This is a genomic window from Rummeliibacillus pycnus (assembly GCF_044359855.1).
Lineage (GTDB): Bacteria > Bacillota > Bacilli > Bacillales_A > Planococcaceae > Rummeliibacillus > Rummeliibacillus pycnus_A.
Window position 1 is genome coordinate 4,126,823 of record NZ_CP132291.1, and the last position, 26,113, is coordinate 4,152,935.

22 protein-coding genes are annotated in these 26,113 nt (G+C 35.3%); 15 read left to right on the forward strand and 7 right to left on the reverse strand.

Annotation, left to right across the window (positions count from 1 at the left end; all coding sequences use genetic code 11):
- Positions 1-54 precede the first annotated feature (54 nt).
- Positions 55-783 (forward strand): response regulator transcription factor, encoded by a 729-nt coding sequence (locus Q8X41_RS20250; protein ID WP_397538056.1) that lies wholly within the window; start codon positions 55-57, stop codon positions 781-783.
- A gap of 496 nt (positions 784-1,279) precedes the next feature.
- On the opposite strand, the gene Q8X41_RS20255 is transcribed toward Q8X41_RS20250, so the two are convergent.
- Together Q8X41_RS20255 and Q8X41_RS20260 are read right to left on the reverse strand one after the other, a co-directional pair.
- Positions 1,280-1,702, reverse strand: a complete 423-nt coding sequence (locus Q8X41_RS20255; protein ID WP_397538057.1) for an exosporium protein C — start codon at positions 1,700-1,702, stop codon at positions 1,280-1,282.
- A 637-nt stretch (positions 1,703-2,339) separates the two neighbouring features.
- Positions 2,340-3,524 (reverse strand): MFS transporter, encoded by a 1,185-nt coding sequence (locus tag Q8X41_RS20260; protein ID WP_397538058.1) that lies wholly within the window; start codon positions 3,522-3,524, stop codon positions 2,340-2,342.
- 342 nt (positions 3,525-3,866) lie between these two features.
- Between Q8X41_RS20260 and Q8X41_RS20265 the strand changes: the two genes are divergently transcribed.
- Entirely contained in the window at positions 3,867-4,985 is a 1,119-nt protein-coding gene (locus tag Q8X41_RS20265; protein WP_397540313.1) for a serine hydrolase, read from the forward strand.
- A 247-nt stretch (positions 4,986-5,232) separates the two neighbouring features.
- Here Q8X41_RS20265 and Q8X41_RS20270 read toward each other — a convergent pair whose 3' ends face one another.
- Positions 5,233-5,883 (reverse strand): acetate uptake transporter, encoded by a 651-nt coding sequence (locus Q8X41_RS20270; RefSeq protein ID WP_397538059.1) that lies wholly within the window; start codon positions 5,881-5,883, stop codon positions 5,233-5,235.
- Positions 5,884-6,567: 684 nt separating this feature from the next.
- Here Q8X41_RS20270 and Q8X41_RS20275 point away from each other — a divergent pair.
- The 5 genes from Q8X41_RS20275 to Q8X41_RS20295 all read left to right on the forward strand — a co-directional run bounded on the left by Q8X41_RS20275 (position 6,568) and on the right by Q8X41_RS20295 (position 13,485).
- Positions 6,568-8,049 carry a malate:quinone oxidoreductase gene (locus Q8X41_RS20275; protein WP_397538060.1) on the forward strand — a complete coding sequence of 494 codons (1,482 nt, stop codon included), beginning with the start codon at positions 6,568-6,570 and terminating at the stop codon, positions 8,047-8,049.
- An 804-nt stretch (positions 8,050-8,853) separates the two neighbouring features.
- Entirely contained in the window at positions 8,854-9,435 is a 582-nt protein-coding gene (locus Q8X41_RS20280; RefSeq protein WP_397538061.1) for a helix-turn-helix domain-containing protein, read from the forward strand.
- Between the two features lie 40 nt (positions 9,436-9,475).
- Positions 9,476-10,597: an ethanolamine utilization protein EutH gene (eutH, locus tag Q8X41_RS20285; RefSeq protein WP_397538062.1), complete on the forward strand. Its 1,122-nt coding sequence runs from the start codon at positions 9,476-9,478 to the stop codon at positions 10,595-10,597.
- Positions 10,581-12,359 carry an aminopeptidase P family protein gene (locus tag Q8X41_RS20290; protein WP_397538063.1) on the forward strand — a complete coding sequence of 593 codons (1,779 nt, stop codon included), beginning with the start codon at positions 10,581-10,583 and terminating at the stop codon, positions 12,357-12,359. Before eutH ends, Q8X41_RS20290 begins: the two co-directional genes overlap by 17 nt.
- 508 nt (positions 12,360-12,867) lie before the next feature.
- The gene (locus Q8X41_RS20295) at positions 12,868-13,485 is read left to right on the forward strand and encodes an NUDIX hydrolase (protein ID WP_397538064.1); all 618 of its coding nucleotides are present in this window, start codon (positions 12,868-12,870) and stop codon (positions 13,483-13,485) included.
- A 214-nt stretch (positions 13,486-13,699) separates the two neighbouring features.
- Here Q8X41_RS20295 and Q8X41_RS20300 read toward each other — a convergent pair whose 3' ends face one another.
- Positions 13,700-14,932 (reverse strand): MerR family transcriptional regulator, encoded by a 1,233-nt coding sequence (locus Q8X41_RS20300; RefSeq protein ID WP_397538065.1) that lies wholly within the window; start codon positions 14,930-14,932, stop codon positions 13,700-13,702.
- Between the two features lie 187 nt (positions 14,933-15,119).
- On the opposite strand from Q8X41_RS20300, the gene Q8X41_RS20305 reads away from it, so the two are divergent.
- From Q8X41_RS20305 to Q8X41_RS20325, 5 genes are all read left to right on the forward strand, one after another.
- On the forward strand, positions 15,120-16,406 hold the full coding sequence (locus Q8X41_RS20305; protein ID WP_397538066.1) for an NAD(P)/FAD-dependent oxidoreductase: 1,287 nt from the start codon (positions 15,120-15,122) through the stop codon (positions 16,404-16,406).
- Between the two features lie 13 nt (positions 16,407-16,419).
- Complete coding sequence (locus Q8X41_RS20310) at positions 16,420-17,892, forward strand: aldehyde dehydrogenase family protein (protein WP_397538067.1); 1,473 nt, start codon at positions 16,420-16,422, stop codon at positions 17,890-17,892.
- 44 nt (positions 17,893-17,936) lie between these two features.
- Complete coding sequence (locus tag Q8X41_RS20315; RefSeq protein ID WP_397538068.1) at positions 17,937-19,361, forward strand: MATE family efflux transporter; 1,425 nt, start codon at positions 17,937-17,939, stop codon at positions 19,359-19,361.
- Between the two features lie 45 nt (positions 19,362-19,406).
- Positions 19,407-19,688: a cupin domain-containing protein gene (locus Q8X41_RS20320; protein ID WP_397538069.1), complete on the forward strand. Its 282-nt coding sequence runs from the start codon at positions 19,407-19,409 to the stop codon at positions 19,686-19,688.
- A 437-nt stretch (positions 19,689-20,125) separates the two neighbouring features.
- On the forward strand, positions 20,126-21,745 hold the full coding sequence (locus Q8X41_RS20325) for an amidohydrolase (RefSeq protein ID WP_397538070.1): 1,620 nt from the start codon (positions 20,126-20,128) through the stop codon (positions 21,743-21,745).
- A 427-nt stretch (positions 21,746-22,172) separates the two neighbouring features.
- Here the strand turns inward: Q8X41_RS20325 and phaC are convergent, their stop codons facing one another.
- The 3 genes from phaC to Q8X41_RS20340 all read right to left on the reverse strand — a co-directional run bounded on the left by phaC (position 22,173) and on the right by Q8X41_RS20340 (position 24,556).
- Complete coding sequence (gene phaC / locus Q8X41_RS20330; protein ID WP_397538071.1) at positions 22,173-23,231, reverse strand: class III poly(R)-hydroxyalkanoic acid synthase subunit PhaC; 1,059 nt, start codon at positions 23,229-23,231, stop codon at positions 22,173-22,175.
- Between the two features lie 53 nt (positions 23,232-23,284).
- Positions 23,285-24,058: a 3-oxoacyl-[acyl-carrier-protein] reductase gene (fabG, locus tag Q8X41_RS20335; RefSeq protein WP_397540314.1), complete on the reverse strand. Its 774-nt coding sequence runs from the start codon at positions 24,056-24,058 to the stop codon at positions 23,285-23,287.
- Between the two features lie 108 nt (positions 24,059-24,166).
- Positions 24,167-24,556, reverse strand: a complete 390-nt coding sequence (locus Q8X41_RS20340) for a polyhydroxyalkanoate biosynthesis repressor PhaR (RefSeq protein WP_397538072.1) — start codon at positions 24,554-24,556, stop codon at positions 24,167-24,169.
- 174 nt (positions 24,557-24,730) lie between these two features.
- Between Q8X41_RS20340 and phaQ the strand changes: the two genes are divergently transcribed.
- The 3 genes from phaQ to Q8X41_RS20355 all read left to right on the forward strand — a co-directional run bounded on the left by phaQ (position 24,731) and on the right by Q8X41_RS20355 (position 26,085).
- Positions 24,731-25,138: a poly-beta-hydroxybutyrate-responsive repressor gene (gene phaQ, locus Q8X41_RS20345; RefSeq protein ID WP_397538073.1), complete on the forward strand. Its 408-nt coding sequence runs from the start codon at positions 24,731-24,733 to the stop codon at positions 25,136-25,138.
- 63 nt (positions 25,139-25,201) lie between these two features.
- Positions 25,202-25,690, forward strand: a complete 489-nt coding sequence (locus tag Q8X41_RS20350; protein WP_397538074.1) for a hypothetical protein — start codon at positions 25,202-25,204, stop codon at positions 25,688-25,690.
- 188 nt (positions 25,691-25,878) lie between these two features.
- Entirely contained in the window at positions 25,879-26,085 is a 207-nt protein-coding gene (locus Q8X41_RS20355) for a hypothetical protein (protein WP_397540315.1), read from the forward strand.
- Positions 26,086-26,113 lie beyond the last annotated feature (28 nt).

The window sequence follows — 26,113 nt, forward strand, 5'->3', positions numbered from 1 at the left end:
GATAATTAGTTTTGAACGAGAATATGAATTTAATAGAAAAAGGAGGAATTAGTATTGTATGAGCATAAAGAGGTGGGGGATTTATTAGAAGCAACCTTTAGGATTTCAAATATGAATATGCAACAAACAAGTGAAGAATTTAAACTCAATATGTTACAAGTATTGAGTGAATGTTTTCAATATGAGCATACGGTATTTTGGGAAGTGGCAGAAGGGGAGTTAAATGAACAGCCTGTCTGTTTCAATGTAGAGACATATACGGTACAAAATTATCTACATGAATATAAATATTATGATCCTTTACACCCAGTGAATATGCAAAGCCAACCCGATATTCAATTAATGCAACGAAATGAAGTAATATCGATGAAGAAAAAGCGGTATTATGAGCACTTTTTACAATTAAATGATTTTATAGATGAAATGGGTATGTATCTGTATAATCAGCAAAAGCCAATAGCGGCTATTGGCTTTTTGCGAAAAGAAGGGGAAATACCATTTGCAGAGCATGATAGTCAAAAGCTTTCATATGTAAAGCGGATGATTGAAAATGTTTATTTATTACATCAATATGTTCAGCCAGGCGAGTCATTGCAAATTACACAACGTGAAAAAGAGCTGTTAATCTATTTATGTAAGGGATTTAAAAATGCAGAAATTGCCAATTATTTATATGTCAGTGAAAATACAGTAAAGAAGCATCTGCAAAATTTGTATCGAAAATTTCAAGTAACTTCCCGAACACAGCTTGCATTAAAATATGCAGAAAGCTTTCGAGCATAAAAATAAGATGTTGGCAATCGATAAAAGACGAGTGCTATTTTAGCCCAAACAATCCCACCTACTTGATCTATCAGACCTTTCTCGTCCCATATTAGAAAAACTTATTCAAATGGGAAGGTTGGCAGGTATATGCTACCTTTTATCTTTGGGGGCATTATATGACTAAAAATTATAAAATAGATTATGAATCCTTAGTTGTTTTTTAAGATTAATTATAATACAGTATTTAGTCCCATTACGGAGAACCTTAGCATAAGTAAATGAAGTTTTGGTATTTGTTATTCTGTATCATCTAATAAATTTTAGTTCAGGGAAGTAATAATATAAATGAATAAAATAAGCTGTATAGGAAGTATAATTTTTAATAACTTCTATACAGCTTATTTTTCACAAGACATGCATCTTATTCCATAAATCAACACGATGAAAATTGATAGTTTATACCACAAATTTGTACTAGGCATAAACGGTCAAGATGCATAGAAAGAGCTATTCGTTAACTTTTAATAGCTAGGCCACTAAAAGAAACTGGTCCAACAATATTTGCTTGTGTGTTGGGTGTAATATTCTCAACGGTAAGCTGATAGAAGTTAGCGCCAGCTGTTAAATTGGAATCAATGGCTTGGAATGTAAAGACGTAGTTTTGCTCTGAACCAGTTGATTCTACTCCATCTTGAGTATTAAAGATTTCTTTTCCATTACGGAAGATTCTAAATACAATTTGAGAAATATTGGTAATTCCTGCCACGCCCACGGTTGAAACTAGCTCAACGCGATTATTTCTTGTTGCAGTGGATGGGATTGTTATTTGAATCGATGCTAAAAGAACTTTAAATGGAGCTTGTGGAATTGTAAAAGCATTTTCTGGGTTAAAACTGCTTAAAGGTTCAGAAGCTTGGTAATCAAGAACTTGCACCATTTTATCACCTCCTTTTGTAAGATCCTTATAAGATATGTTTTCTATCAGAGCGTGTTTGTGTAGTTATCCAAGCTTTGTTTAATTAAACTGTTCTGGATCCTTTAGGAATTCGGTGTTTAGTGAAAAATTCGGATGATATTTCATTCCCAGAATTTACTTAGTATGCCGCTCCAGATGGCGCTTTCCGGGGCGAGCGTTGAGCCTCCTCGGAAGCCTTTGCTCCTGCGGTTACTCGTCGCAGAAAATTCTTTTTGTGGGGCAAAAAGAATTGCGGGGTCTCACCTGTCTCGCTTTCCCGCAGGACTATGAACGGACCTCTCTGAATCAACATCGCACGAAGGAAATGCGAATGCATTTTCGAGGACTCGCCATCTTCCGCTTCATAGACAATTTTCTAATTGAAATGACATATAACAATAGGTTAGATTAAAATATAAAAAACGCTTAACTTAGAGTTAAACGTTTTGGTCAGTATGTATTAAAAAAGTATCAAAGAACAAAAAATGTTCTTGATACTTCTTTTTTTATAATTTATAAAGGGATAATTTAATCTCATTAATTATGTTATGGTAAGATTTTTGTGCTTCTGAAGATACAATAGGAAGCATGCCGTGCACTTTTAGATTTCCTCTTATGATTATTTCTTTAGTTGTTGGTCTAAATGATGACTAAAGAAAGTTAGAAGACCTGCACAGACTGCAACTATCCCACCGACCCATGTGACATTCATTAAATTCCCTTGATGATATACTATTCCGCCTAATGCAGAACCAAAAGCGATACCTACGTTACTTGCCACTGGCATAAGCGAAGCAGCGAGTCCTGTTGCCTTTGGTTGATAAATTCCGGCAAGATCTATTAAATAAAGCTGAGTAGATGTTGTTAAGAGGATGGACATTAACGACATTAAGCCAATGTTTGCAAGTCCTAAAATATAATGATTTGTAGTCCAAAATAAACTTATCAAAACGACTGCCTGCACGAGAAAAACAAACCTAAGGCGACCGATTGCATTGTGGCTGGCAATTTTACCGGCGAGGATGTTACTGAAAATCGAGATAAATCCGTAACCAAACAAGATTAAACTAATTGAATGATTTGGCACTTCCATTCCCTTCAAGATGGGAACAAGGAACGTAAAGACGACATAAGTTGCGCCAAATCCGAGAGCAGGAATGAAAAAAGCCATCAAAATTCGTGGCTTGGTCAATAATGAAAACTGATCTCTTATCGAACTGCGTGTTTGGCTGAGCTTATTAGGCAAGACGAAAAAGGATGCCAAAAACGCCAATACCCCTAGGGAAGTAGTTAACATGAAAGTGGCATTCCAGCCGTACGATTCGGCGATGACAGTACCAACTGGCACTCCAACGACATTTGCAAGTGTGAAACCACCGAAAACGAATGATATAGCAATTCCGCGTTTTTCAATCGGCATGGTTTCACTTGCAACAATCATGGCTAGGGATATTAATACTCCTGTTACAATTGCCGTCATCATCCGAAGTACAAGGAGCATGATATAGCTCGTCGAAATTACGCACAAAGCATTCAGGATGATGAAAAATCCTATCAAAAATAACATCCATTTACGTTTTGGAAAATGACTTGTTGCTGACATCACTAGTGGTGTGGCGATTGCAAATGTAATCGCAAACGCAGAAATGAGTGTGCCTGCTTGGGCATTTGTTATATGCAGGCTCGAGGAAATATCGGTTAAGATTCCGACAATAACAAATTCGCTTGTCCCGAGAACAAATGTTAATAAAGTAAGTGTTAGAATGAGCAACCAATGTCGCTTGGATAAATTTGTGGGGTGCATAAATACCTCTTTTCTTAGATGATTGTAAATGAATTGTGCCATAGGGTAGATACACAGCCTAAACATCATACCATAAAATATTTTTGCGAGGAAAATTCTTTCTTATTAAATAACTGATTATCAGGCCGAGAAGATCGCAGAGTTAGCAGAAAACTATCAAGAAAGTATACTCCGGAAGTTTAATCTTTATTATACCTATACAGACCAAATCTAAATTAAAAAGTAAAAATGTTATAATGGAATATATTGTTATCTGTTTATGGAGTTTTGGTTTGATAAAAGGAGATTTAAACTTTAACGATTACAACTATACATAAGGAGAGAATTAATAAATTGCAAAATATGTCATGGATTATTGGAAGTATTGTAGTTTTGTTACTTCTAATAATAGCAACTGGAGTTTTGATACGTCTGAGGAAAAAGAGAAAATTAAATCCTAACTATATCCTTCATTTTATAAAGGAAAAGGTTGAAAGTGGAAACGTTTCAATATCTATAAAACACAACAATCAAAATTGGCTAAATATTAATGAAAATCAGCTACTACCTTTAGCAAGTACTGTAAAAATTATATTAGCAATTGAATATGCACAACAAGCAGCTGAAGGAAAAATTAACCCAAATAAAAATGTGGAATTAACAGATTTGGATAAGTTCTATATTCCGAAAACAGATGGCGGGTCCCATAAGGAATGGCTTGCTCAATTGAAAAAAAATCAAGACATTGTTAGCGTACCTTTATATGAGATAGTAAAAGGAATGATTGTATATAGCTCTAACGCAAATACAGAATACTTACATGAAATACTTGGACTTCAAAATATCAATCATGCACCAAAGAGTTTAGGTATTTCAAATCATGACCCTATATATCCAACTACAAGTGCATTATACATACCTGTTCAATTAATGTATGAAAAAAATCTATCACAACAAGAAACTCTAGAAGTCCTAAAGAAAATGGATATGTCTGAGTATCGAAAAAGAGCGATTGATATCCATAATAAATGGTTAAATCAACCTCTCTCTGAAGAAGAAAAGAAAAAATTAAAAACAAACTTAAATATGGATTTTCAAAAAATTTGGTCGGATCGTTTACCTCGATCTACTACAAAAGACTATGTATCAATCATGGACAAATTAAATAGTAAAACTTATTTTAATGAAAATGTGTATAAATATCTGGATCCTGTTATGGAGCAATTAATGAAACACCCAAAGAATAAGGAATGGCTTATTCACGCAGGACAAAAAGGCGGCTCTACGGCATTTATCATTACAATTGGCATGTATGCAACCGATAAAGAAGGAAATAAAACTGAAATAGCATTTTTTGCTAATAATTTAACTTTACTAGAGCAAATAAAACTTTCTAGAAATATAAATAGCTTTCAACTAAAATTTTTAAAAGATTCAGCATTTCGCGAACAAATAAAAATAGAGTTATCTAATATTATGTAAATAAAACCACCCTCTAATTGATGATTTATAATGGAAAACCATATAAGTTTTCCAACATTTCTTGAATAAGAAGGCATTGTTTTAAATAATAATAGCAAACAGTTAAATCTTAGTGGTCTGATTTGTAGAAAGCCAACGGTTTTATTGCGTAGCTGCTTGAAGTTCACAGCAGTGTAGTTTAAAAGAGATATAAAGAAAAAGCTACGGCCTTTGAGAGAATATCTTGCTCAAAGGCGTAGCTTTTTTATTAGTTTTCAGTACTTAATTGTGTAGCAGTCTTCTTTTCACGTGGCTTAATAAGACCAAATGGTTTACCGATTGGCAGAAATTCAAAACCAAAGTGTTTGTTTAACACGTTAGCGCCTGCTCCGTATAGAGAAAGAAGACCAATTGCTAGCTCAGAGTATGCTGCTAGTAGATGCATTCCATATTCCATAATACCAAGAGTGCTTAATCCTAAACCGATAAATAGTAGGTCTATTAAGAAGAAGATTCCAAATAATACTTTGTTTGTCTCCAATGCGCCAATTGTCATGAAAACCGAAAAGCCTAGATAACCTAAATAAACAATTCCTAATTGATGAACATCCGCACTGTTCTTTAGTGCTTCACCAAAGGCACCCAATTGGATAAACCAAGTTGTTGCTACTCCCATCCAAAAAAGGCCATATGCGCCGAATGCTGACATGCCAAAAACATTATTATGTTTTGAATCTAAAATTGATGCATAAAATTGTGCGATACCCCCTAAAAAGATGGCCCACGGAATTACTAGACCTAATCCTTCTGTCCAACCAAGTTTTACTGATGAAGCAACTAGTGTAACGATTGCTAAACCAAATAAACCAATACCAGATGGATCTGCTGTTACAATTTTGATGTTGTTTGATTGTGTCATCTCTAACGTCCCCTAACTCTTGCTGTGTATTTTCTCGAACGTGTTGAGTTTAAACTATCTCACGCATATTAACCATAGATTAGGCGGATTCAAAGCTAACAAGGTTATTAACTAGAGAATATTTGATTTTTTTAACAAGATTCGTTAAAAAGTAAAACTTGTGGAAAAATTGAATTTAATCGTAAAAGGGCATATTTGTGTGTTAATGCAGAAATTTATTATTAACTGTTCTAGTACAAATAAGTTGCATGAATCACTTTGCAATCTGAAGGTTGGATTATTAGAGAAGATATCCATATTGTTATAATAAACAGCGCTAAGGACCATAATTAGAGTGTAGCGTGATGAGCTTTTGGGACTGAAAAGTTCTAAAGTATTTTGAATTAGTGTTGCTATCGGAGTATCCAACTATTTTATAAACGGATATATAGTGGGTGGAAGGTGGAGAAATGCCTTGGTTTTTTCATGTTTTTAGGGCCTTATGGACTGATTTCTCGCTTTTTACCATCTTTTAATGTATATTAGAGTGTATATTTTAATCTATAAATAAATGTGATACACTATGTAAAGGTTATAATTGATACAGAAAAGGTGTGTAACTAGGTTGCGCCTTGGCTTGCTGTGACGCCTAGGCAAGAGCGCCTACATCCTTTCTGCAAATCTTAGCATGTAAGGAAGGTAAAAATGAGTAACAAACAAACTAAATCAGATGTTATCTTAATTGGTGCCGGAATCATGAGTGCGACTTTGGGAACACTCCTGAAAGAATTAGTACCGGAATGGAACATTAAAGTATTTGAGAAACTAGATAAACCAGGTGAAGAAAGTTCTAACGAATGGAATAATGCAGGAACAGGGCACTCTGCATTGTGTGAACTTAACTATACTAGTGAAAAAAATGGCGTTATCGAAATTAGTAAAGCGGTTAATGTTAATGAACAATTCCAAGTTTCACGACAATTTTGGTCTTATCTTGTAGATAATAAAAAAATTAGCAATCCACAAGACTTTATCATGCCACTACCTCATATGAGTTTAGTTCAAGGGGCAAAAAATGTAGAGTTCTTGAAAAAACGTTTTGAAGCGCTTTCAAAAAATCATCTATTCCAAGGTATGGAATACTCTGATGATGCAAACACACTAAAAGAGTGGATTCCAATTATTATGGATGGCCGTACATCAAACGAACCGATTGCAGCAACTAAAATCGACTCTGGTACGGACGTTAACTTCGGTGCTTTAACTCGTATTTTATTTGATAACTTAAAAAATCAAGATGTTGAAATTAACTACAACCATCAAGTAAAAGATATGAAACGCAATAGCGATGGCTCATGGGATGTAAAAGTAATCAACGCTAACGGTCAAGTTGAACGCCATAGCGCGAAATTTGTCTTTATCGGTGCAGGTGGTGGAAGTCTACCAATCCTACAAAAAACAGGTATTCCTGAAAGTAAACATGTTGGTGGTTTCCCAGTAAGCGGTTTATTCCTAGTATGTAAAAACCCTGAAATTGTAGAGCAACACCATGCAAAAGTATACGGTAAAGCTGCAGTTGGTGCGCCTCCAATGTCTGTACCACACCTTGATACACGCTATATTGATAACAAAAAATCATTACTATTTGGACCATTTGCAGGGTTCTCACCTAAATTCTTAAAAACTGGTTCAAACATGGACTTAATCGGTTCTGTAAAACCGAATAATGTCTTCACAATGTTAGCGGCAGGTGCCAAAAACATGGATTTAACAAAATACTTAGTTCAACAGCTTATGTTATCGAAAGAACAACGTATTGAAGAGTTACGTGATTTCGTTCCAAATGCTAAAAGTGAAGATTGGGATATCGTAGTAGCTGGCCAACGTGTACAAGTTATTAAAGATACTGAGGCAGGCGGCAAAGGTACACTTCAATTCGGTACGGAAGTTATTACTGGTGCTGAGGGTTCAGTTGCTGCACTACTAGGTGCATCTCCTGGTGCATCTACTGCTGTTCCAGTTATGCTTGATGTAATTAACAAATGTTTCCCTCAACATATGAAAGAATGGGAACCAAAAATCAAAGAAATCATTCCTTCTTATGGCAAGAAACTAGTCGAAAACCCAGAGCTTTTCAACGAACTTCATGCTTCAACAGCGAAGTCACTTCGTCTAAGTGAAGACTAGTATATAAATTATCAATAAAAATAAAACAAAGAACCTTTGATCTATCTTCAGATTAAAGGTTCTTTTTTAATTTGAAGTTATAGAGAGAGGTTACGGTGAACCGTATCATAAGTAGCAAGAGTAAGTCTTTAAAGGGCAAAAAAAATTTCAACTCATTTGCGGGGCTTGTCGGGCTCTCGCTTTCCCACAGGAGTTGTAGCCTCGCTCAAGTAGATTCATTAAACAAAACAAGAATATCATTTTACAGAGCCTTTATTTAATGGTAAACCAAACTATCTAGAACGTACCTGTCTTTTATTTTGTTTATCTATTTTATTTCTAATATCCATTAATAGGCTGATAATGAAAGCGAGCAAAGAGATTATGATTAATCCAAAAGAATCGAAATTAGTTAAACCGTTACCTGCAAGAATAAAATAAATAATAATACTAGAACAAACGATTAGTATTGATATAATCATATTCCTTTTCATAAACTTCACCTCTTTTACCAAATATACCATATAAAACTATTAAATAGAATATTACGAGATATTCTCCTTCGAGTTATTGGCGCTTTAGTTGAGTAAGGCAAAATAAGATAGCTCTTTTTCGTATTTTATTATTTAACAATCTAGGCGCAGGATCTAATAGATCCTGCATCTTTTTTATACCAGATTGTGTAATTCTACGGACTGTTCTTGAGTGAATATATGATAATGTTCATTAAATGAATTTCATATCCATGAAATAATTTCATAATATATTGCGTATTACTCTAATATATATTATATTATTCACAAAAATGAAATTCGGGGTGACGTGATGAATATAGGAATGGAAATAAAGAAATTGAGGACTGAAAAAGGAATTACTTTGAAAGAGTTAAGTGAAAAAAGTGAACTATCTGTTGGATTTCTGTCTCAATTAGAAAGAGGGCTTACGACCATAGCAGTCGATTCACTTGAAAAACTGGCTGATATTTTGGAAGTACATTTAACACATTTTTTTGATTATCCATATAAAAGGAAAGATATGGTTTTAAGAAGTTATGAACAAGAAATAATGGATTTAGTAGAAGGTGGTTTTATTAAGTATAGTTTAAGTTCAGATTTGGAAAATAAACAACTTGTTCCAAGGCTAATAGAAATTCTTCCTCAAAAGAAAGATGAAGAAATATTATCCTATAAGCATGAGGGAGAAGAGTTCATTTATGTTTTAGAAGGTATATTAACAGTTTACATAAATGATACGAGGCATGAAGTATATCCTGGTGATAGTGTTCATATGGACTCAAATATTGCCCATAATTGGGCTAATTATACGAACAAAAAGGTCAAGCTTATAGCTGTTAATACACCTAATTATATCTACAATAGTAGTTTTCATACTACACATGCTGATTAGTAGAGACATTATATAAAGTTAATAGAAAGTGATAATAACAATGGATAAATTTGTATTATATCTAATCGGTTCTTTTTTTGTAATTGGAGCTATTGATTATATTACCGGAAATCATTTGAAACTGGGGGAGAAATTTGAAGAAGGTATAAAGACCATGGGGGCTTTAGGGCTTGGCATGATAGGAATACTTTCTTTAGCCCCTATATTTACAAATTTTTTATCGGCTGTGATTATTCCAATCTGTAGAGTTTTTCATCTAGATCCTTCTATCGTTCCTGCAGCATTTTTAGCTTTAGATATGGGGGGCTATCAAATGGCTAATGAGCTAGCCTTGACAAAGGAAATGGGGGAATTCTCAGGAATTATCATCGCATCTACATTAGGAGCCACAATCAGTTTTTCAATACCCGTAGCGTTAGGGATGCTTTCTAAAGAGGATGAAAAATACTTTTCTAAGGGTGTGTTGGTTGGAATTATTACTATACCAATAGGATGTCTTGCAGCAGGCTTATGGCAAAAAATAAATATCAATATATTAGTATGGAATCTAGTACCTATATTTGTTTTTACCATTATTTTAGGGGCAGGATTATTAAAAGCTCCTCATGTTTTTATAAAAGCTTTTAATGTATTTGGAAAGCTTATCATAAGCTTGAGTACTGTTGGATTACTTTTACAAGGAATAGATGTGATATTTGGTGTAAGGCTTGTCTCAGGATTAGCACCACTATCTGAATCTACTGTTATAGTAGGCAAGATCGCATTTGTTTTAGCTGGGGCATATCCTATGCTAGCACTTATTAATCGAATTTTTAAAAATAGGTTTGAAAAAATAGGGGATAAATTTGGAATTAATTCAGTGTCAGTAGCAGGAATTCTAGGGAATTTGGCTAGTAATTTGTTGGTATTTGGAACATATAAGGAAATGAATCCTAAAGGAAAAGTGGTATGTACTGCCTTTGGGGTAAGTGGAGCATTTGTATTTGGTGGTCAATTTGGATTTGTGTCAGGAGTAGCCCCAGAAATGTTAGTAGGGTTTATCATATCAAAGCTTACAGCCGGAATAATTAGTATAGTACTAGCTGCATGGCTTTATGATCGTGAAAATAAAGAAATTAGTCTTAAGGAAAATGGAGGTATTAGTAATGAATATCAGAGATAGAGTCGAAAAGTTAAGACAGCTAATGAAAGAAAATCAAATGGATGCTTATATAATTCCGAGTTATGATTCACATTTGAGTGAATATGTAGCAGAACATTGGAAATGTAGACAATGGATATCAGGATTTACAGGGTCAGCAGGTACTGTAGTTATTACATTAGATGATGCGGGGTTATGGACAGATGGTAGGTACTATATTCAAGCTGAAAAGCAGCTTGAGAGCTCAGGAATCAGATTATTTAGAATGATGGATCCAGGGGTACCGTCTTATCCAGAATGGCTAGCAAATGTTCTTAAAGAAGGAAGCATTGTAGGCTTTGACGGAAATGTTTTTTCAATTAATATGGTTAAAAAGATGGAAAAAGATCTAAAAGCAAAGAGAATCGAATTAAAAATGAATCAAGATTTAATTGGTGATCTTTGGGAAGGTAGACCGGAGATTCCTATAGGAACAATTTTTACTCATGACGTAAAATATGCAGGCAAATCACGAGTAGAAAAATTAAATGAAGTAAGAAAAGAAATGAAAAATAAAGGAGCAAATTATTATATTTTAACCTCCCTTGATGACGTTGCATGGCTTTTGAATATAAGAGGAGCCGATGTGCCTAACAATCCAGTTGTAATAGCTAATGTAATCGTAGCAGAACATAAATGTTATTTATTTATTGATTCTTGCAAGGTTCCCCCTTTGGTAAAATTAGAACTGGAGGCTGAAGGAATCGAGTTAAAAGCGAATCATGAAATACAAAATTTCCTGGGGAATCTTTCAAGCAGCGATGCCATTATTTTTGATACGAATAAAACAAATATTAGATTATATAATGCCATTAACAGTAATACTGAGAAAATTGAAAATCCTGACATTACGACTAATTTAAAAGCTGTTAAAAATGAAGTTGAGATAAAAAATTTAAAATCGTGTGAAATAAAAGATGGTTTAGCCGTGGTGAAATTTATAAAATGGCTAAAAGACTTTGTAGATAAAGAAGAAATCACTGAGATTACTGCAGAAGAAAGATTAGAGGATTTCAGAAGGGGACAGGAAGGATATGTTGGACCTAGCTTTGATACGATAGCAGGTTATAAAGAACATGCTGCGATGATGCATTATAAAGCCAATAAAGAAACGCAATATACTCTTAAGAATGAAGGTCTTTTTCTAATTGATTCGGGCGGTCAGTATTATGATGGAACAACAGATATTACAAGAACGATTGTTTTAGGAAAACTTACCGATGAACAAAAAAGAGATTTTACTTTGGTGTTAAAAGGATTTATTGCATTAAGCTCAGTAAAATATTTATATGGAGCAACAGGTTCTAACTTAGATGTTTTAGCAAGACAACCAATTTGGCAGTATGGTTTGGACTATAAATGCGGGACTGGACATGGGGTAGGTTTTTTCTTAAATGTTCATGAAGGACCACAAAGCATAAGGAATGATAATAATAATGTTATATTAGAAAAAGGCATGATTATTACGAATGAACCGGGAATATACCTTGAAGGTAAATATGGAATTAGAATTGAAAATATGTTGTTCGTAGTTGAAGACGAGAAAACAGAGTTTGGTCAATTTATGAAGTTTGATTCTATTACGTATTGCCCAATTGATTTAGCCGGTATCAATAAAGATATGTTAACAGAAAGTGAAAAGCAATGGTTAAACAATTATCATCAAGAGGTATACACAAAGCTAGCTCCTTATTTAAATGAAGAAGAGAGAGTATGGCTAAGGGAAGAAACTAGGGAAATATAAATAGGTTTTGGAGAATGCAAGTAATAGAAATTTCAAAAGAGTCGTATGATCAAATGGAATTCTAAGTGTTTATTTTAAGGATTAAGTTAGTTCTATTCATTGATTTCAGAGAAAAAGCAGCGATTCGAAAATAGAAAAAATTCATATAGATGTGCCACGAAGAAGCGAATTACTGAAGCAAGGAAATACGTTGATAGTTACTGGTATGAGAAAATATTTGCTTACTATATAAACCTCATTTAGATATATTTCAGTGAACCGTATCATAAGTAAGTTGGAGTTGGAGTTGGAGTTGGATATTTATAAACGAAACAGTCTGATTAAGTAATGAATCAGGCTGTTATTTTTATGGGAAATTAATATTCGATAGATAAAGGAATAAACCCTAGTGTATTTCTGCATGCAAGTCGAATAAATTATGAAACCAAAGGATTCTGATATACTTTATCCATTTAACTTTTAGTGATACGATAAATAACAACCTAAACTTTGAGGTGAGCGAAATTTCATGTTCTTAGATAAACTGAAGCAACAATTAAATCAAAATCAACCACTATTTATAGGGGAGGAAACAGCTTTTCGTTCAGCCGTTTTGATCCCTTTAGTTCAAGTACACGGAGAATGGCATATCCTTTTCGAAGTACGTTCATACACGATGAGAAAACAGCCAGGTGATATTAGTTTTCCTGGTGGAAGAATCGACTCAACTGATCAATCACCATTTTCTGCAGCTTTACGAGAAACAAATGAAGAATTAGGAGTCGACCCAACCACTGTTAATCTTATAGGACAATTAAGTCCTTACATTGCTTCTCCATCATTTGTCGTATTCCCTTTTGTAGCAACCATTGATTATGATCAAATTATTCATTCTTACAACACAGAAGAAGTTGAAGAGGTATTTACGGTACCAATCAAATGGCTATTGGATTACAAGCCGTATATGCATTTAGTATCCTTTGAACCAGAACCTTCACCAGATTTTCCTTTTGAAAAAATTGCGAACGGCTCTCAGTATCAATGGAGATCACGTGCAATGGAAGAATGGTTTTTTGATTATGAGAAGCATACAATTTGGGGATTAACAGCTAGGATATTAAAACATTTTATAGAGATTATAAAATAAATCCTGATTTAATTTTTGAAGGAAATACTTATTACCAAATAACTTCATTCATTCTCAATTCTAAAATTTAACAGGATACCAACTGACTCAAGGCTTGAAAAGTTTTTCAGGCCTTTTTGTTTTTTTTTTATTTTTTAAAGAAATATGTAAGCGCTATCATGAAAAGGCGGTCCTATCCGTAAGCTAGTCCTTTTAGGAACGCCTTTTTTATATTCTAGCTTGAAGTACTGGCTAAATACATTGACATGTGGAATTTATCATTTTTCACATGATAATCAAAAAAAGGTCCCGGATCTGTACAGTAACCGATATTTTCGCTTTGTGATATTTGAAATCCGTTAACTGATAAATTCTCGTCTATGTATTTTGGATATAAAGTGTGTTGATGTGAATTCGGATATAAGGAAGAAATGTTTATCAAGGATTTGGACCAGTTGTCATAATAAGAGTACCCACCAACAATTATTGAATCATTATGAAAATAGTTTTTTAGAATATTTATGGGAAACTGTGGGTTGAGTAGTGAGAAATCATTTGTTGTGTAACTGTCCACAAATACATCGATGCTAAAAGGTTTCAATGGCAGGTTTAGATCCGTATTCAAAATATAAAGTACATTTAGCTTAGGATTTTTACCCTCAATTCTTTTTCTAACCTTTTTGAGCATTGCAAGTGAGTAGCCGCTGAATACATAGGATGCGCTCATATCAAGAGTATCGATATATTTAGGAAGTGTCACAAATGCATCTATATTTGTTTCCACAATTAATTTGTTTTTTAAATCTATACTTTGCAGAACTTTTTGAAACCAAAAGTTACCTTTTTCAAATAAATTAATCATACTGTGATTCATCTCTTTAATCGTTTCTATATCGTAAAAATAAGAAGGATATGGAGATGTCTCATATAAGTTAGTGGTGATGATAATCCCTTCCTCAATAGCTGCCTCGTACCCACAAGTACAAGTTAACCCACCTTTTTGAATGTAATTATTTTTTATCGTCACATCTTTCATTTCAAGCAGGATGTGGCACTTTGGACAATAGAGAAGATTTACGAAGGAAAGCGGGACTCCTGTAAAATTTCCCTCTTTGGATGTAAGAGAGCTGGATTGAATCGCTTTTTCAATCAATTGGATTGCCTTTGATATTTCATCCTTTTTCTTGATTAGCTGTTTCTTTTTTTCAATGAGCAAGTTGTTGTAGTAGTTGATATCTTCATGGTCCGAGAAATTTGTAACACGCTGATACGTTAGAATTTCTTGTACTTCTTGAAGTGAAAAGTGGAATTTTTTTAATTTGGTGATAAAAGCCATGTCATCGTGGCACGATTGGTTCATTTGATACTGAGTGTTTTTTTTGTCCGGAAGCAATAAGCCCAATTCGATGTAATAACGAACAGTATCGGTTGTAACATGAAAAAGCTTTGCAAATGTACCGATTTTCATAGATGTTCCCCCTATAGAAAAAGTGGAGTTACTCCACTTTTTTATGAAAATAAATCCAAAAAGCTTTCAAAAAACTATTGACGTGGAGGTAGCTCCAAATCATATGATAATGACAAGTAGTTTGAATAGTCAGAATAATTTTGACAGTATTGTAACATACATGTCACGAAAGGAGAAGGAATAAGCGATGAAAAAAATGGATCGAATGGATACTCTTTCATTATGGAAAGCGACTGCAAACTGCTATACAAAAGGAAAGCCCCTTGAAGGAAATTTAGAGGCAGATGTTGTCATTATTGGTGCAGGTTTCACAGGTCTTTCTTCTGCGTATCATTTACAAAAATTAGGGAGAAGTGCCGTAGTACTTGAACAAGAAACGATTGGATATGGTGCCAGCGGTCGCAATGGTGGGATGGTATTGCCAGGTTATAAGCCAACGATGCAAGAGCTTGCCAAAAAGTATGGGCCTGAAGAAGCGAGACAGCTTAATGATCTTTCTTTACGTAGTGTTCAACTGGTTAAAGACATTATTGAAGAGCATCAAATTAACTGTGACTTTAGAAGAACGGGTCATATTGTAACCGCTTACAAACCTAAGCATTTTGAAGAATTGAAAAATGAAAGCGAATACTTAAACAAACATTTCGGGTACGAATCAACCGTACTTGATAAAAATCAGCTGCATCAAGAGATTGATTCTCCGCTTTATCATGGCTGCTTAGTAGACAATTCGAGTTACTCATTCCATCCGCTGAACTATGCAATTGGTCTGGGAGAAGCCGCTAAATCAGTTGGTGCACAAATATTTGAGCATTCGAAAGCATTATCTATTGAGTATGGCAAAAACAACGTGAAAGTTGTAACAGAAAAAGGGACTGTTACTGCGAGAGATATTATTGTGGCTACAGATGGCTACTCTGGAAAAATCATTAGTGAGTTAAACAAAGGAGTACTGCCAATTTCGGCTCGTATTATTGCTACTGAACAGCTTCCAGAATCAGTTGTAGATGCCGTCATTCCTAAAGATCGTATGGTGTTCGATACAAGCCATTTCCTTTACTATTTCCGACGTACACCAGATAATCGGATTGTTTTCGGCGGTGGTGATATACGTCCTAACTTAGGGGAAGAAGTGTATCAAAGTGTTTATGATGCCATGGTTAAAATAATGCCAAAACTGGCCGGAAGCAAAATAGATTATCGTTGGGGTGGATTTATCGGGGTTACAGTTGATACATTCCCGTTAATAGGTAAATCCAAAGAAGGTGCATATTTTGCAACAGGTTATTCTGGCCATGGTGCTTCTCTCTCGACTTTATTCGGTAAGTTATTAGCTCAATGGATTATTACGGGAGATGCGGGCGGATTCCGATTTGAAAAAGAACGTCTCAAATCATTCCCTCTCTATAATCAAAAAACACTACTGGTAAATCTAGCGCATATTAGTTTCAAAATGCTCGATATGATTGGTTAAAGGAGAGATATTCATGAAAATTAACATGTACATTGATGGGGAATGGGTAGAAGCGTTATCTGGAGAAAGAAAAAATATTATAAATCCTGCAAACGGAGAGGTAATTGCATCAACCGCTGACGGTTCAGTGGATGATGCAAAGAAGGCAATCAAGGCCGCTCGTAAAGCATTTGACAGCGGTATCTGGTCAAATTTATCGGCTGAAGAAAGAGCAGCTTACCTTTATAAGATAGCAGACCGACTTGAAGAAAAGGCAACTGAATTAGCCTTTTTGGAAACGTTGAATAATGGAAAGGTTATTCGAGCTACTACTACTGCGGATATTCCTGTAGCAATACAAACCTTCCGTTATTACGCTGATCAGGTTAAAGAATTAAAAAAGGAATCGTACATTCGTGCTGATTCTTCTGAAACAATCATTATTCATGAACCGATTGGTGTTTGTGGTTTGATTGTACCTTGGAACTTCCCTCTAATGATGGCTGCTTGGCAAATTGCTCCGGCACTTGCAGCAGGGAATACGATTGTACTTAAGCCTTCTGAGTTAACACCTGTAAGCGCCTTCAAATTATTTGAGATTATTGAAGAGGTAGGAATTCCCGCTGGAGTGGCGAACTTGGTTTTGGGACCAGGGTCAAAAGTTGGGAACGAGCTTGCTGAGAGCCTTGATGTTGACAAGGTTTCCTTTACTGGGGGAACAAAAACAGGTCAAAGTATTATGCATGCAGCTACAAGCAATATGAAGAAAATAACGCTTGAATTGGGTGGTAAATCTCCACTTATTATGTTCGACGATGTGGATTTTGAAGCCGCTGTAGAAAATGCGATGTTTGGTATTTTCCATAATGCCGGTCAAGTTTGTTCAGCTGCATCTCGTTTACTAGTACAAGAGCCTATTTACGATAAGTTTGTGGAAAGGCTGGCGGAGCGCGCAAACAAAATTGTAGTGGGTAACGGGGAAAGCGAGAACAGTGAAATGGGAGCGCTTACAAACGAGTTTCATATGAATGAAGTCTTAAGTTATATTAAAAGTGGGATTGAAGAAGGCGCAAGATTAGTGTGCGGAGGAAAGCGCTTAACAGAAAATGGGCTAGAGCGAGGGTTTTTCGTTGCACCAACAATCTTTGCTGATGTAAATGAGGATATGCGTATTGTTAAGGAAGAGATTTTTGGTCCAGTCCTTGTCGTACAGAAGTTTAAAGATGAGGAAGATGCCATTCAGAAGGCAAATGACTCCATCTATGGATTAGCAGGTGCAGTATTTACTGAAGATATGGATCGAGCAAAACGTATTGTTAGTAAATTACGAGCAGGAATTACTTGGATTAATAGTTATCACCTTGCCTATGTTGATAGCCCTTGGGGAGGGTATAAGCAAAGTGGAATCGGCAGATCATTAGGTTCTGCTGGACTGGAACATTTTATGGAAATGAAGCAAATCAATATTCATCAGCATGTCAAACCTGTAGGTTGGTATGCAAATTAATTGGCTTAACTTGCTCGTAAATTATTAATAGGGGGGATATGCCTATGGGAATAGCGAAAAAACATCCTTCACCTGAGAGAGAACATGAACAGTCAGAAGTATTAATGAAGACTGCGAATGATTCAATGCTGGGAACCAAAAGTATTCCATTACTATATTTGCGATTTGCTTTAGCAGGAATTATGGCTAACGTGATTCTAGGGGTTGTAGCTGTAATCGATGGCTATTTCGTTAGTGGCTTTCAAGTTTTAGAAATTGAAGGAATTGGAATAGGATTTACAGTTATGGTTATTACTCGTATGCTTGGTGTTCTTTTTGGAGTGGGTGCTGGAGCAGTCATTTCCCTTCGACTTGGACAGGGAAAGCTTGAAGAAGCTAGAGCAATAATGGGACAAACTTTATGGTTTACACTTTTCATCTCCGTATTGATAGCTGGACTGGGATTGATCTTTGAAAATCAAATAATGACATTGTTTGGGGCAAGTCAGGAAGTACTTCCATATGCGGTGCAATACAGCCATCTTTTATGGATTTCCTTGCCATTAACGATATTGGCCGTTGTTTTAAGTATTTTAACTAATATTGATGAAAAACCTATTTTATCCATGAACAGTTGGCTTGTTGGTGCCACTGTTGGAGGGATTACAGAATGGATTATGGTAACAAAGTTTGATATGGGGATGATGGGTTCCTCATGGGCCAATACAATCTCGCAATCTATACCTGTTTTATTGATGTTGTATTTCTGGTTTGGCAAAACAAAACTTAAACCAAAAATCAAAGATATTATGATTAACATCAAGACAATCGGTGAAGTTGCTTGGACGGGATTTGCCTCTTTCTCAGGTCAGTTGATGATGTTTTTTTCCATCATTTTCTTCAATAATTTACTGCAACGTTACGGTGGTGGCCTGCATGTTGCTGCTTTCACTATTCAAAACGGTTACATTACAAATCTGCTTGCCTTAGCAGCACTCGGTGGGATGACAGGACTTCAACCTATCATTAGTTATAATTACGGTGCTGGCAATTATGATCGTGTTAGAGATGCAATTAAGATGGGGCTCGTTTTTACATTAGCCTTCTTTGCAGTGATAACAGCTATACTCATCATTTTTGCAAGTCCCATTGTGTCATTTTTCTCGGGCGGCGATCCGGAATTACAGCAGCTCGGCATCTGGACGACAATCGTATTTAATTGCATGTTTACATTAAATGCTGTTAGTTTACTTATCTCAGGCTATTACGAAGCACAGGAGAGAAACTGGAGAGCAACATTTATAAATGTAAGTAAAACGCTGTTGTTCACGTTCCCGTTTATGTTTATCTTTCCGAAAATCTGGGGTGTAGAAGGTATATGGTACTCAGGTCCTGCTTCAGAAATTCCTGGAGTTCTTATTGCTATTTACTTTATAAAAAAGGAATTCAAACAGTTAAAAGAGATAAATGTTGAGACAGTACGTTTGTAGAACGTCTTTTTCCATAATTACCTATAAGAAAGTGAGGTGATGATATTGTTTTTTGCGAAAAAAATTACAGCCGAAGAAGCACAGCAATTAGGCGTGAAAACGTGGGAACCTTGGGTAGGTGAACAGGATAAAGGAATGTGGCATCTGGAAGAACAGGAGGTTTTCTATGTAACGGATGGTGAAGTATTTATCACTGTAGATGGAGTAAAGCACCATATAACGAAGGACTGGCTGGTTTCCTTGGCTAAAGACCTTGTCTGTGAATGGGATTGTCCAGCCTTTTTGAATAAGAATTATAAATTAAACTATGAAATTGATTTGAAATAAATATGGGACAGCTTATCCGTTAAGCTTGAAGAAGATTTTACGTTTATTGTTAATACAATAATAGAATGCCTGAAGGAACGTAGAAAGGTATTGAAAAAGTAAAAATAGATGTAAATTTATTATAAAAATCTTGTATAGCTATATTTGTAGATGTGGAATTAGCGAAGACTCCTGCGGGAAAGCGATACAGGTGAGACCCCGCAGGGAACGATTTTAAGGAACAAAGCCTAAGAACGCCACGTCCTGTGGCAACGGCTTCGTGACCAACATCCTGTTGGCCCGAGGAGATTGAAGCCAAGCCCGTGGAAATCGCCGTATGTAGCGGAACATCCATGTCTAAATATGGAAAAGTTAATATGCTGAAATGTTCGTATTTAAAAACCGAAAATAGATTTATGAAATTGGCTCATTTTAATTAATTAAAGAGGAGTGTGTTTATGGAAGCGGATATTGTATTTGTAAATGGAGAAGTTATCACGGTAGATCAAAATAATACTGTAGTAGAGGCAGTAGCTGTTAAAGATAATCGCATCGTCTTTGTTGGTTTAGATCAACAGGTTAAGAGTTTCATTGGTGAAAAAACGAATGTCATCGATTTGCAAGGAAAAACACTTCTCCCTGGATTCATAGATTCCCATATTCACCTTATGTTTTATGGGCTGGATCAGCTTGCAGTAAATTGTAAAGCTGAACATATAGATTCCATTGAGGCTCTATTAGATGATTTGAAAAGGAAATCCTTAGAAACTCCTAAGGGTGAATGGGTACGCGCTTGTGGCTTTAATGAAACCGCTGTAAAGGAAAAACGATATCCAACAATCGCTGAATTAGATGCAATTTCAGTAGAACATCCTATTATTATATCACGAACCTGTAACCATATAAGCGTGGTAAATAGTAAAGCACTTGAAATAGCGCAAATAGACGAGAATACACCGAATCCTGCTGGAGGGGTTATTGAAAAGGATCTGGAAGGAAGATTGACAGGGAAATTAATGGAAGCAGCAAATATGGCAATGGGCGATGTTGCAAGTTATACAGACATTGAACTACGGAATGGTGTGAAAATTGCTTCAGATCATTTCATTGCTGCAGGCATAACAAGTGTACATGAGGCTGGTGGGCAGGGCCCTGAGAGTTATCGTTTACTGCAACAGGCTGTGAAAAGTAGGGATATTCGTGTCAGAGTATACGCAATGATATGTCAGATAAGTAACTCCCAAGAATTTGTGAATAAAATGGTCGAAGCTGGTGTGGTAACGGGTACAGGAGATGAAAGATTTAAAGTAGGACCAGCAAAATTGTTTACTGATGGAAGTAGCACCGGACCTACAATTGCAACCCGTGAGCCATACTCCAGTGATCCTAACAATTATGGAATTCTTTATTATAGCGAAGAAGAAATTTACCGAGTTTTAGGTGAAGCACATAAAAAAGGCTACCAAATTACTGTACACGCACAAGGTGATAAAGCCATTGAAATGTATTTAAATTGTGTAGAAAAGGCGCTAGAGGAATCACCAAGAAAAAACCATCGACATCGGATTGAGCATGCTGGAATTTCATCGCCGGATTTACAAGAAAGAATGAAAAAACTTGAGATTATACCGATTCCAAATCCTCCATTTCCTTATGAATTCGGAGAGATATATGTAAATCACTATGGTGATCGCGTTGATCATATGTATGCAGCTCGTGACTTTATTGATTGTGGAATCATAGCAGCAGGTGGATCAGATGCTCCAGTTACTGACTATAATCCTTTATTAGGAATTCATGTGGCTGTTAATAGAAAAAGTCAGTCAGGTATGGAGATTGGTTCCAGTCAATCCATAAGCGTTATGGAAGCTATCAAACTATACACCTGGAATGGCGCTTATGCGAGTTTTGAAGAAGAGATAAAAGGAAGCATAGAAATCGGGAAATTGGCTGATCTTGTTATCCTAAATGACAGCATTTTAAATACCAGCCAAGATCAGATTAAAGATTTAAAAGTAGAAACAACTATGATTGATGGAGAAATTATCTATAACGAGAGGGAATTAGTGGGAATTTAATTTGTCATTGTTCTAATAAGTGGTGTTCCTAATAAGTATAGTTTAATAAGTAATGTAGTTATTTAAATAGTTGAAAAATTGATTGGAGTGTAGGGTACTGACTCCTATAGGAATATCGTGAGTCCACTGAAAAAGTAAAATAATCTTGTATTGCCATCTTAGTTGAAGTGGAATTAGCGTAGACTCCTGTGGGAAAACGGACTAGACGAGACCCCGCAGGAACGAGGAGGCTCGTCAGTTCGCCCACGGAAAGCGGAGCTAATTCCACTTCATTCAGTAGCAGATATATACTAATCAGGAGTTTTTTTACCCTAACGATATTTATCTGAACATCATATTGTCAGTTAACCAGACAAAATCAGAAATTCAATTTAAATGTTGAAATAAGTAAGAAGCAACGGTTGATCCGTTGCTTCTTTTTCTTAACTTACTTTGAATTTTCAGTGATCCAATTTTCAATATAAGGATGAATTTCTTTGATTGCTTTGCGTCCAGTGACAACTGATATGTGACCCGTTTCAACGCTATGAAGTGTCTTATTTTGGCTTGATACTTTATCATTTAACGGAGCAACTTGATGTGGTAGAGCAATGTTGTCGCGCGTAGCAGAAATGTTGAGAAGATTTGCCTTAATATTGGCTAACTTCACTTTTTCTCCGCGAATTTCTAATTCATCATTAATGAGTTTATTGTCCTGATAGAAGTCTCGAATCCACTGTCTATAAGCCTCACCAGGGAAAGGAACGCCATCATTCAACCACTTTTGCATGAGTTTCCAGTTTAAAACAAAGTTCTCGTCTTCTACACGATCCACTATAGAAACATAAGGACCATACGTAGTTGAAATAGGGCTTAGTAACTTATTTCCAAAATCTATCATCTCAAATGGAATATTGCCTAGCGTATCCACCAATTTATCAAGCTGGAAGTATCGTTTATCCAACCAATTTGTAAAGAGTCCAGCATCCGTAAAGTCAATTGGACTAGTCAATAAAACGAGATTGCGGATGGGAAGATGTGGATTCAATGCAGTAAAAATAGCTGACATGGTTCCACCAATGCAATACCCAAGCAGCGTTAATTCTTTTGCTTCTGACTTTCTCAGCACTTTTTTGATAGCCCGTGGAATATAGTCTACGATATAATCATCTAGTTTCATATGATGATCTTCATGGCCAGGTACTCCCCAGTCTAAAAGATAGACATCATGGCCCTTATTCGTTAAATGTTCAATCAAGCTGTTGCCAGGATATAAATCTAATATATAGGGCTTATTAATAAGTGCATAAATCATTAAAATGGGTACTTTATTCGTCTTTTTTACTGCTGGCTGATAGCGGTATAATTTTGCTTTGTTTTTTGTCCAAATGATTTCTTTTGGCGTTTGACCTACTTGTGGCTCCGGTTCCATTACGAAAACTTCTGTTAGTCTTTTTACTTTTTTCAAGCTTTCATCAGTTGGAGACTTTAATTTTGAAGCAAGCATATGATACCTCCGATAATTTCAATTTGTATAGTCTACTTTAAATTTCTAATTCGTTACATATATAGTCCGCCATTGACATTAATCTCTTGGCCAGTCACGAAGCTTGCTTGAATGAGATACAGTACAGCTTCCGCTATTTCACATGTTGTGCCTAATCGTTGCATAGGTACTTTTGCAACAATGTTTTGTTTGACATTTTCAGGCATAGCTGCAACCATCTCTGTTTCAATAAACCCAGGGCAAACGGCATTGACGGTAATCCCATTTTTAGCTGTCTCTAAAGCAAGGGATTTTGTGAATCCTAGTATTCCAGCTTTTGAAGCTGCATAATTCGTCTGACCAAAGCCACCAGCTTGGCCGATAATGGAACTAATATTAATAATACGTCCATACTTTCTTTCAATCATGTGATTAATCACTGCAGATGTCGTGTGGAAAATCCCATTTAAATTGACATTAATCACTTGATCCCATTCGTCTTTTGACATTTTGCGGAATGAGCGATCTTTTGTTATCCCAGCATTATTAATAAGAATATCAACTTTAGAAAATTGTTTTAATACTTCTTCGATAAGGCGTTGTGAATCGTCTGCTTCACTAACATTCGCTTTTAATGCAATTGCATGACCGCCTTTTTCTTCAATCTCATGTACGACTTTTTGCATTTCTTTTTCAGATGAGCTATAAGTAGCAACAACTGTTGCACCTTGTTCTGCTAATACTTTTGCTATTTCTGCACCAATTCCACGTGATGCACCTGTCACGATTGCTACTTGATTTGTAAGTGGTTTTAAGGGGTTTGATTGTCCTGATTCTCTTATTTCCATTGCTGACATAAAAAAATTCACTCCTCAATTTATCGTTTTTTTTTTAGAAATTACCATTCATTTTGATTTGTAAAAAAACTAGTAGTGGTAGAGATTGCGATCATTGCTTTATTTTTTTAGTAATTCAAGCACTTGATCTAATTTATGATTTAAATTGCTGATATCTTTTTTCAGTAGATCAATTTCATCAGTAGTAGATTCCTTTTGTTCATCGATTAAGTCTTCCATGTCGTCAATTTTTGTATCGACGTTAATAATCAGGGATGCTACTTTTGCTATTTCTTCACGACTTGGAATATTTACTTGTTTCAAATAGGATTCAGTTATTGTGTTGACCATTTCTTGATATTGTACATATTGATTTTGGATTTGCCCTAAACCTTGTGCAAATTGCTCTGTTCCAAGCGTGTCTTGGATCGCTCCTCGCCATGTACTTTCCGTTTTTTCGTACATATCCTTCCAAATCTTAAAAGGATCGAGTGTTGCAGTTTGACTCATTGGAAATCATCTCCTTTTCAAACACTTATAAATCTAACTTATGGCTATGGTTTTAAAAATATGAATAAAAATAGATTAGTAATTTATTAATTTTTTTTATGCAGTCAACATACTATGTGGATATATAGGTGTAAATTACACTTATGTGTAGTGATGAATGGGGAGGTGAGAGTGATGGAATCAGGGAAAGGAAAGAATAAAAAAAACAGTTCAAATCTTGGCGCACCCCAAAATTTCTTAATCCCGCTCATGTTGTTACACTTACGTAATTGGAATTCACACGGTTATGAATTGATGGAGAAAATCACACAGTTTGGTGTTGATTCTATTGATCAAGGGAATTTTTACCGTCTACTTCGAAAGCTTGAAAAAGACGCCTTAGTGTCATCGGAATGGGATACAACAACAAAGGGACCTGCTAAACGTATTTATGCAATAACTGAGGCGGGGGAACGATATTTGGATATGTGGGCAGGTTCTTTAAGTCAGTATCAAACATTGTTGAATAATTTCTTTAATGTATACAATCCTTTCTTTACCCTCAATCAGTCTTCACCAGAAAAAGGGGAAGAGGATGAGTGATTTGGATGATATGCAATGGTTTGCATTCATTATATATGAACGAAAACAAGGGAGGAATTTTAAATGGCGAACGAACAAGTAGCAAAGAGTGTGGATATATTATGGGATGGATTGTTAAACAGTTTAAAAACATGGCAACAACTTCAAACAGAAGTAGGCGAAAAAACATTACAAGCATTCACTTATCAAAAGGACCTCATTGAGTCTACTGTATCGACCATTACCACAATTGAGGAAGATTCAAAAAAAGCGACAAAAGAAATACAAGAAAAAGTACAAAGCAGTGTAAATGAAGTCATTAGTAATAACCAATTCGAGCAATTTTCTAATTGGATAACGAATATTCAAGAAATTACTGACAAATCACAAGAGTTAGTCAGTATTCCTAGCCGTTCCATTTTAGATATTGTCGTACAAGCAAATAACCATTTGGAGTCCACTGTGAAAACCTCACTTGAGGAACAAAAACAACAACGACTTGAAGTGATTGGTAAAATTGAAGAGTTAACTGAGCAATTGAAAAAAACACAAAAAGGATTATTTGTAGTTTAAGAGATAAATAAGTTTTTTATTTTTGAAAGGAAACAGTCTAAACATATGATTAGGCTGTTTTTATTTATGATTTAGCTCTATTTAGTTTTAATGTTGAACAATTTTCTAAATGGTTTTTATGATAAAGTTTTTGGTAAAGGTCTACAATATTTCAAAAGGGGAATTTATACAATCAATGTGAGGTGATTATTATTATTAACCTATTAGAAAATATAAACGAATTATCGATTGTTTTGCTACTTCTATGTACATTCTTTTATTATTGGCACTTGAAAAAGACCAAGCGTGAAAGAAAACTTTCTTCATTTGAGTTTTCGATGTTTATAATAATTAAGCTTGCATATTTTCTTTGGGCAGGTAGTTATCTACTGCTTTTTTTAGATAGAAATCATTAAACAAACAGGTACGCTGGTTTAACAAGGA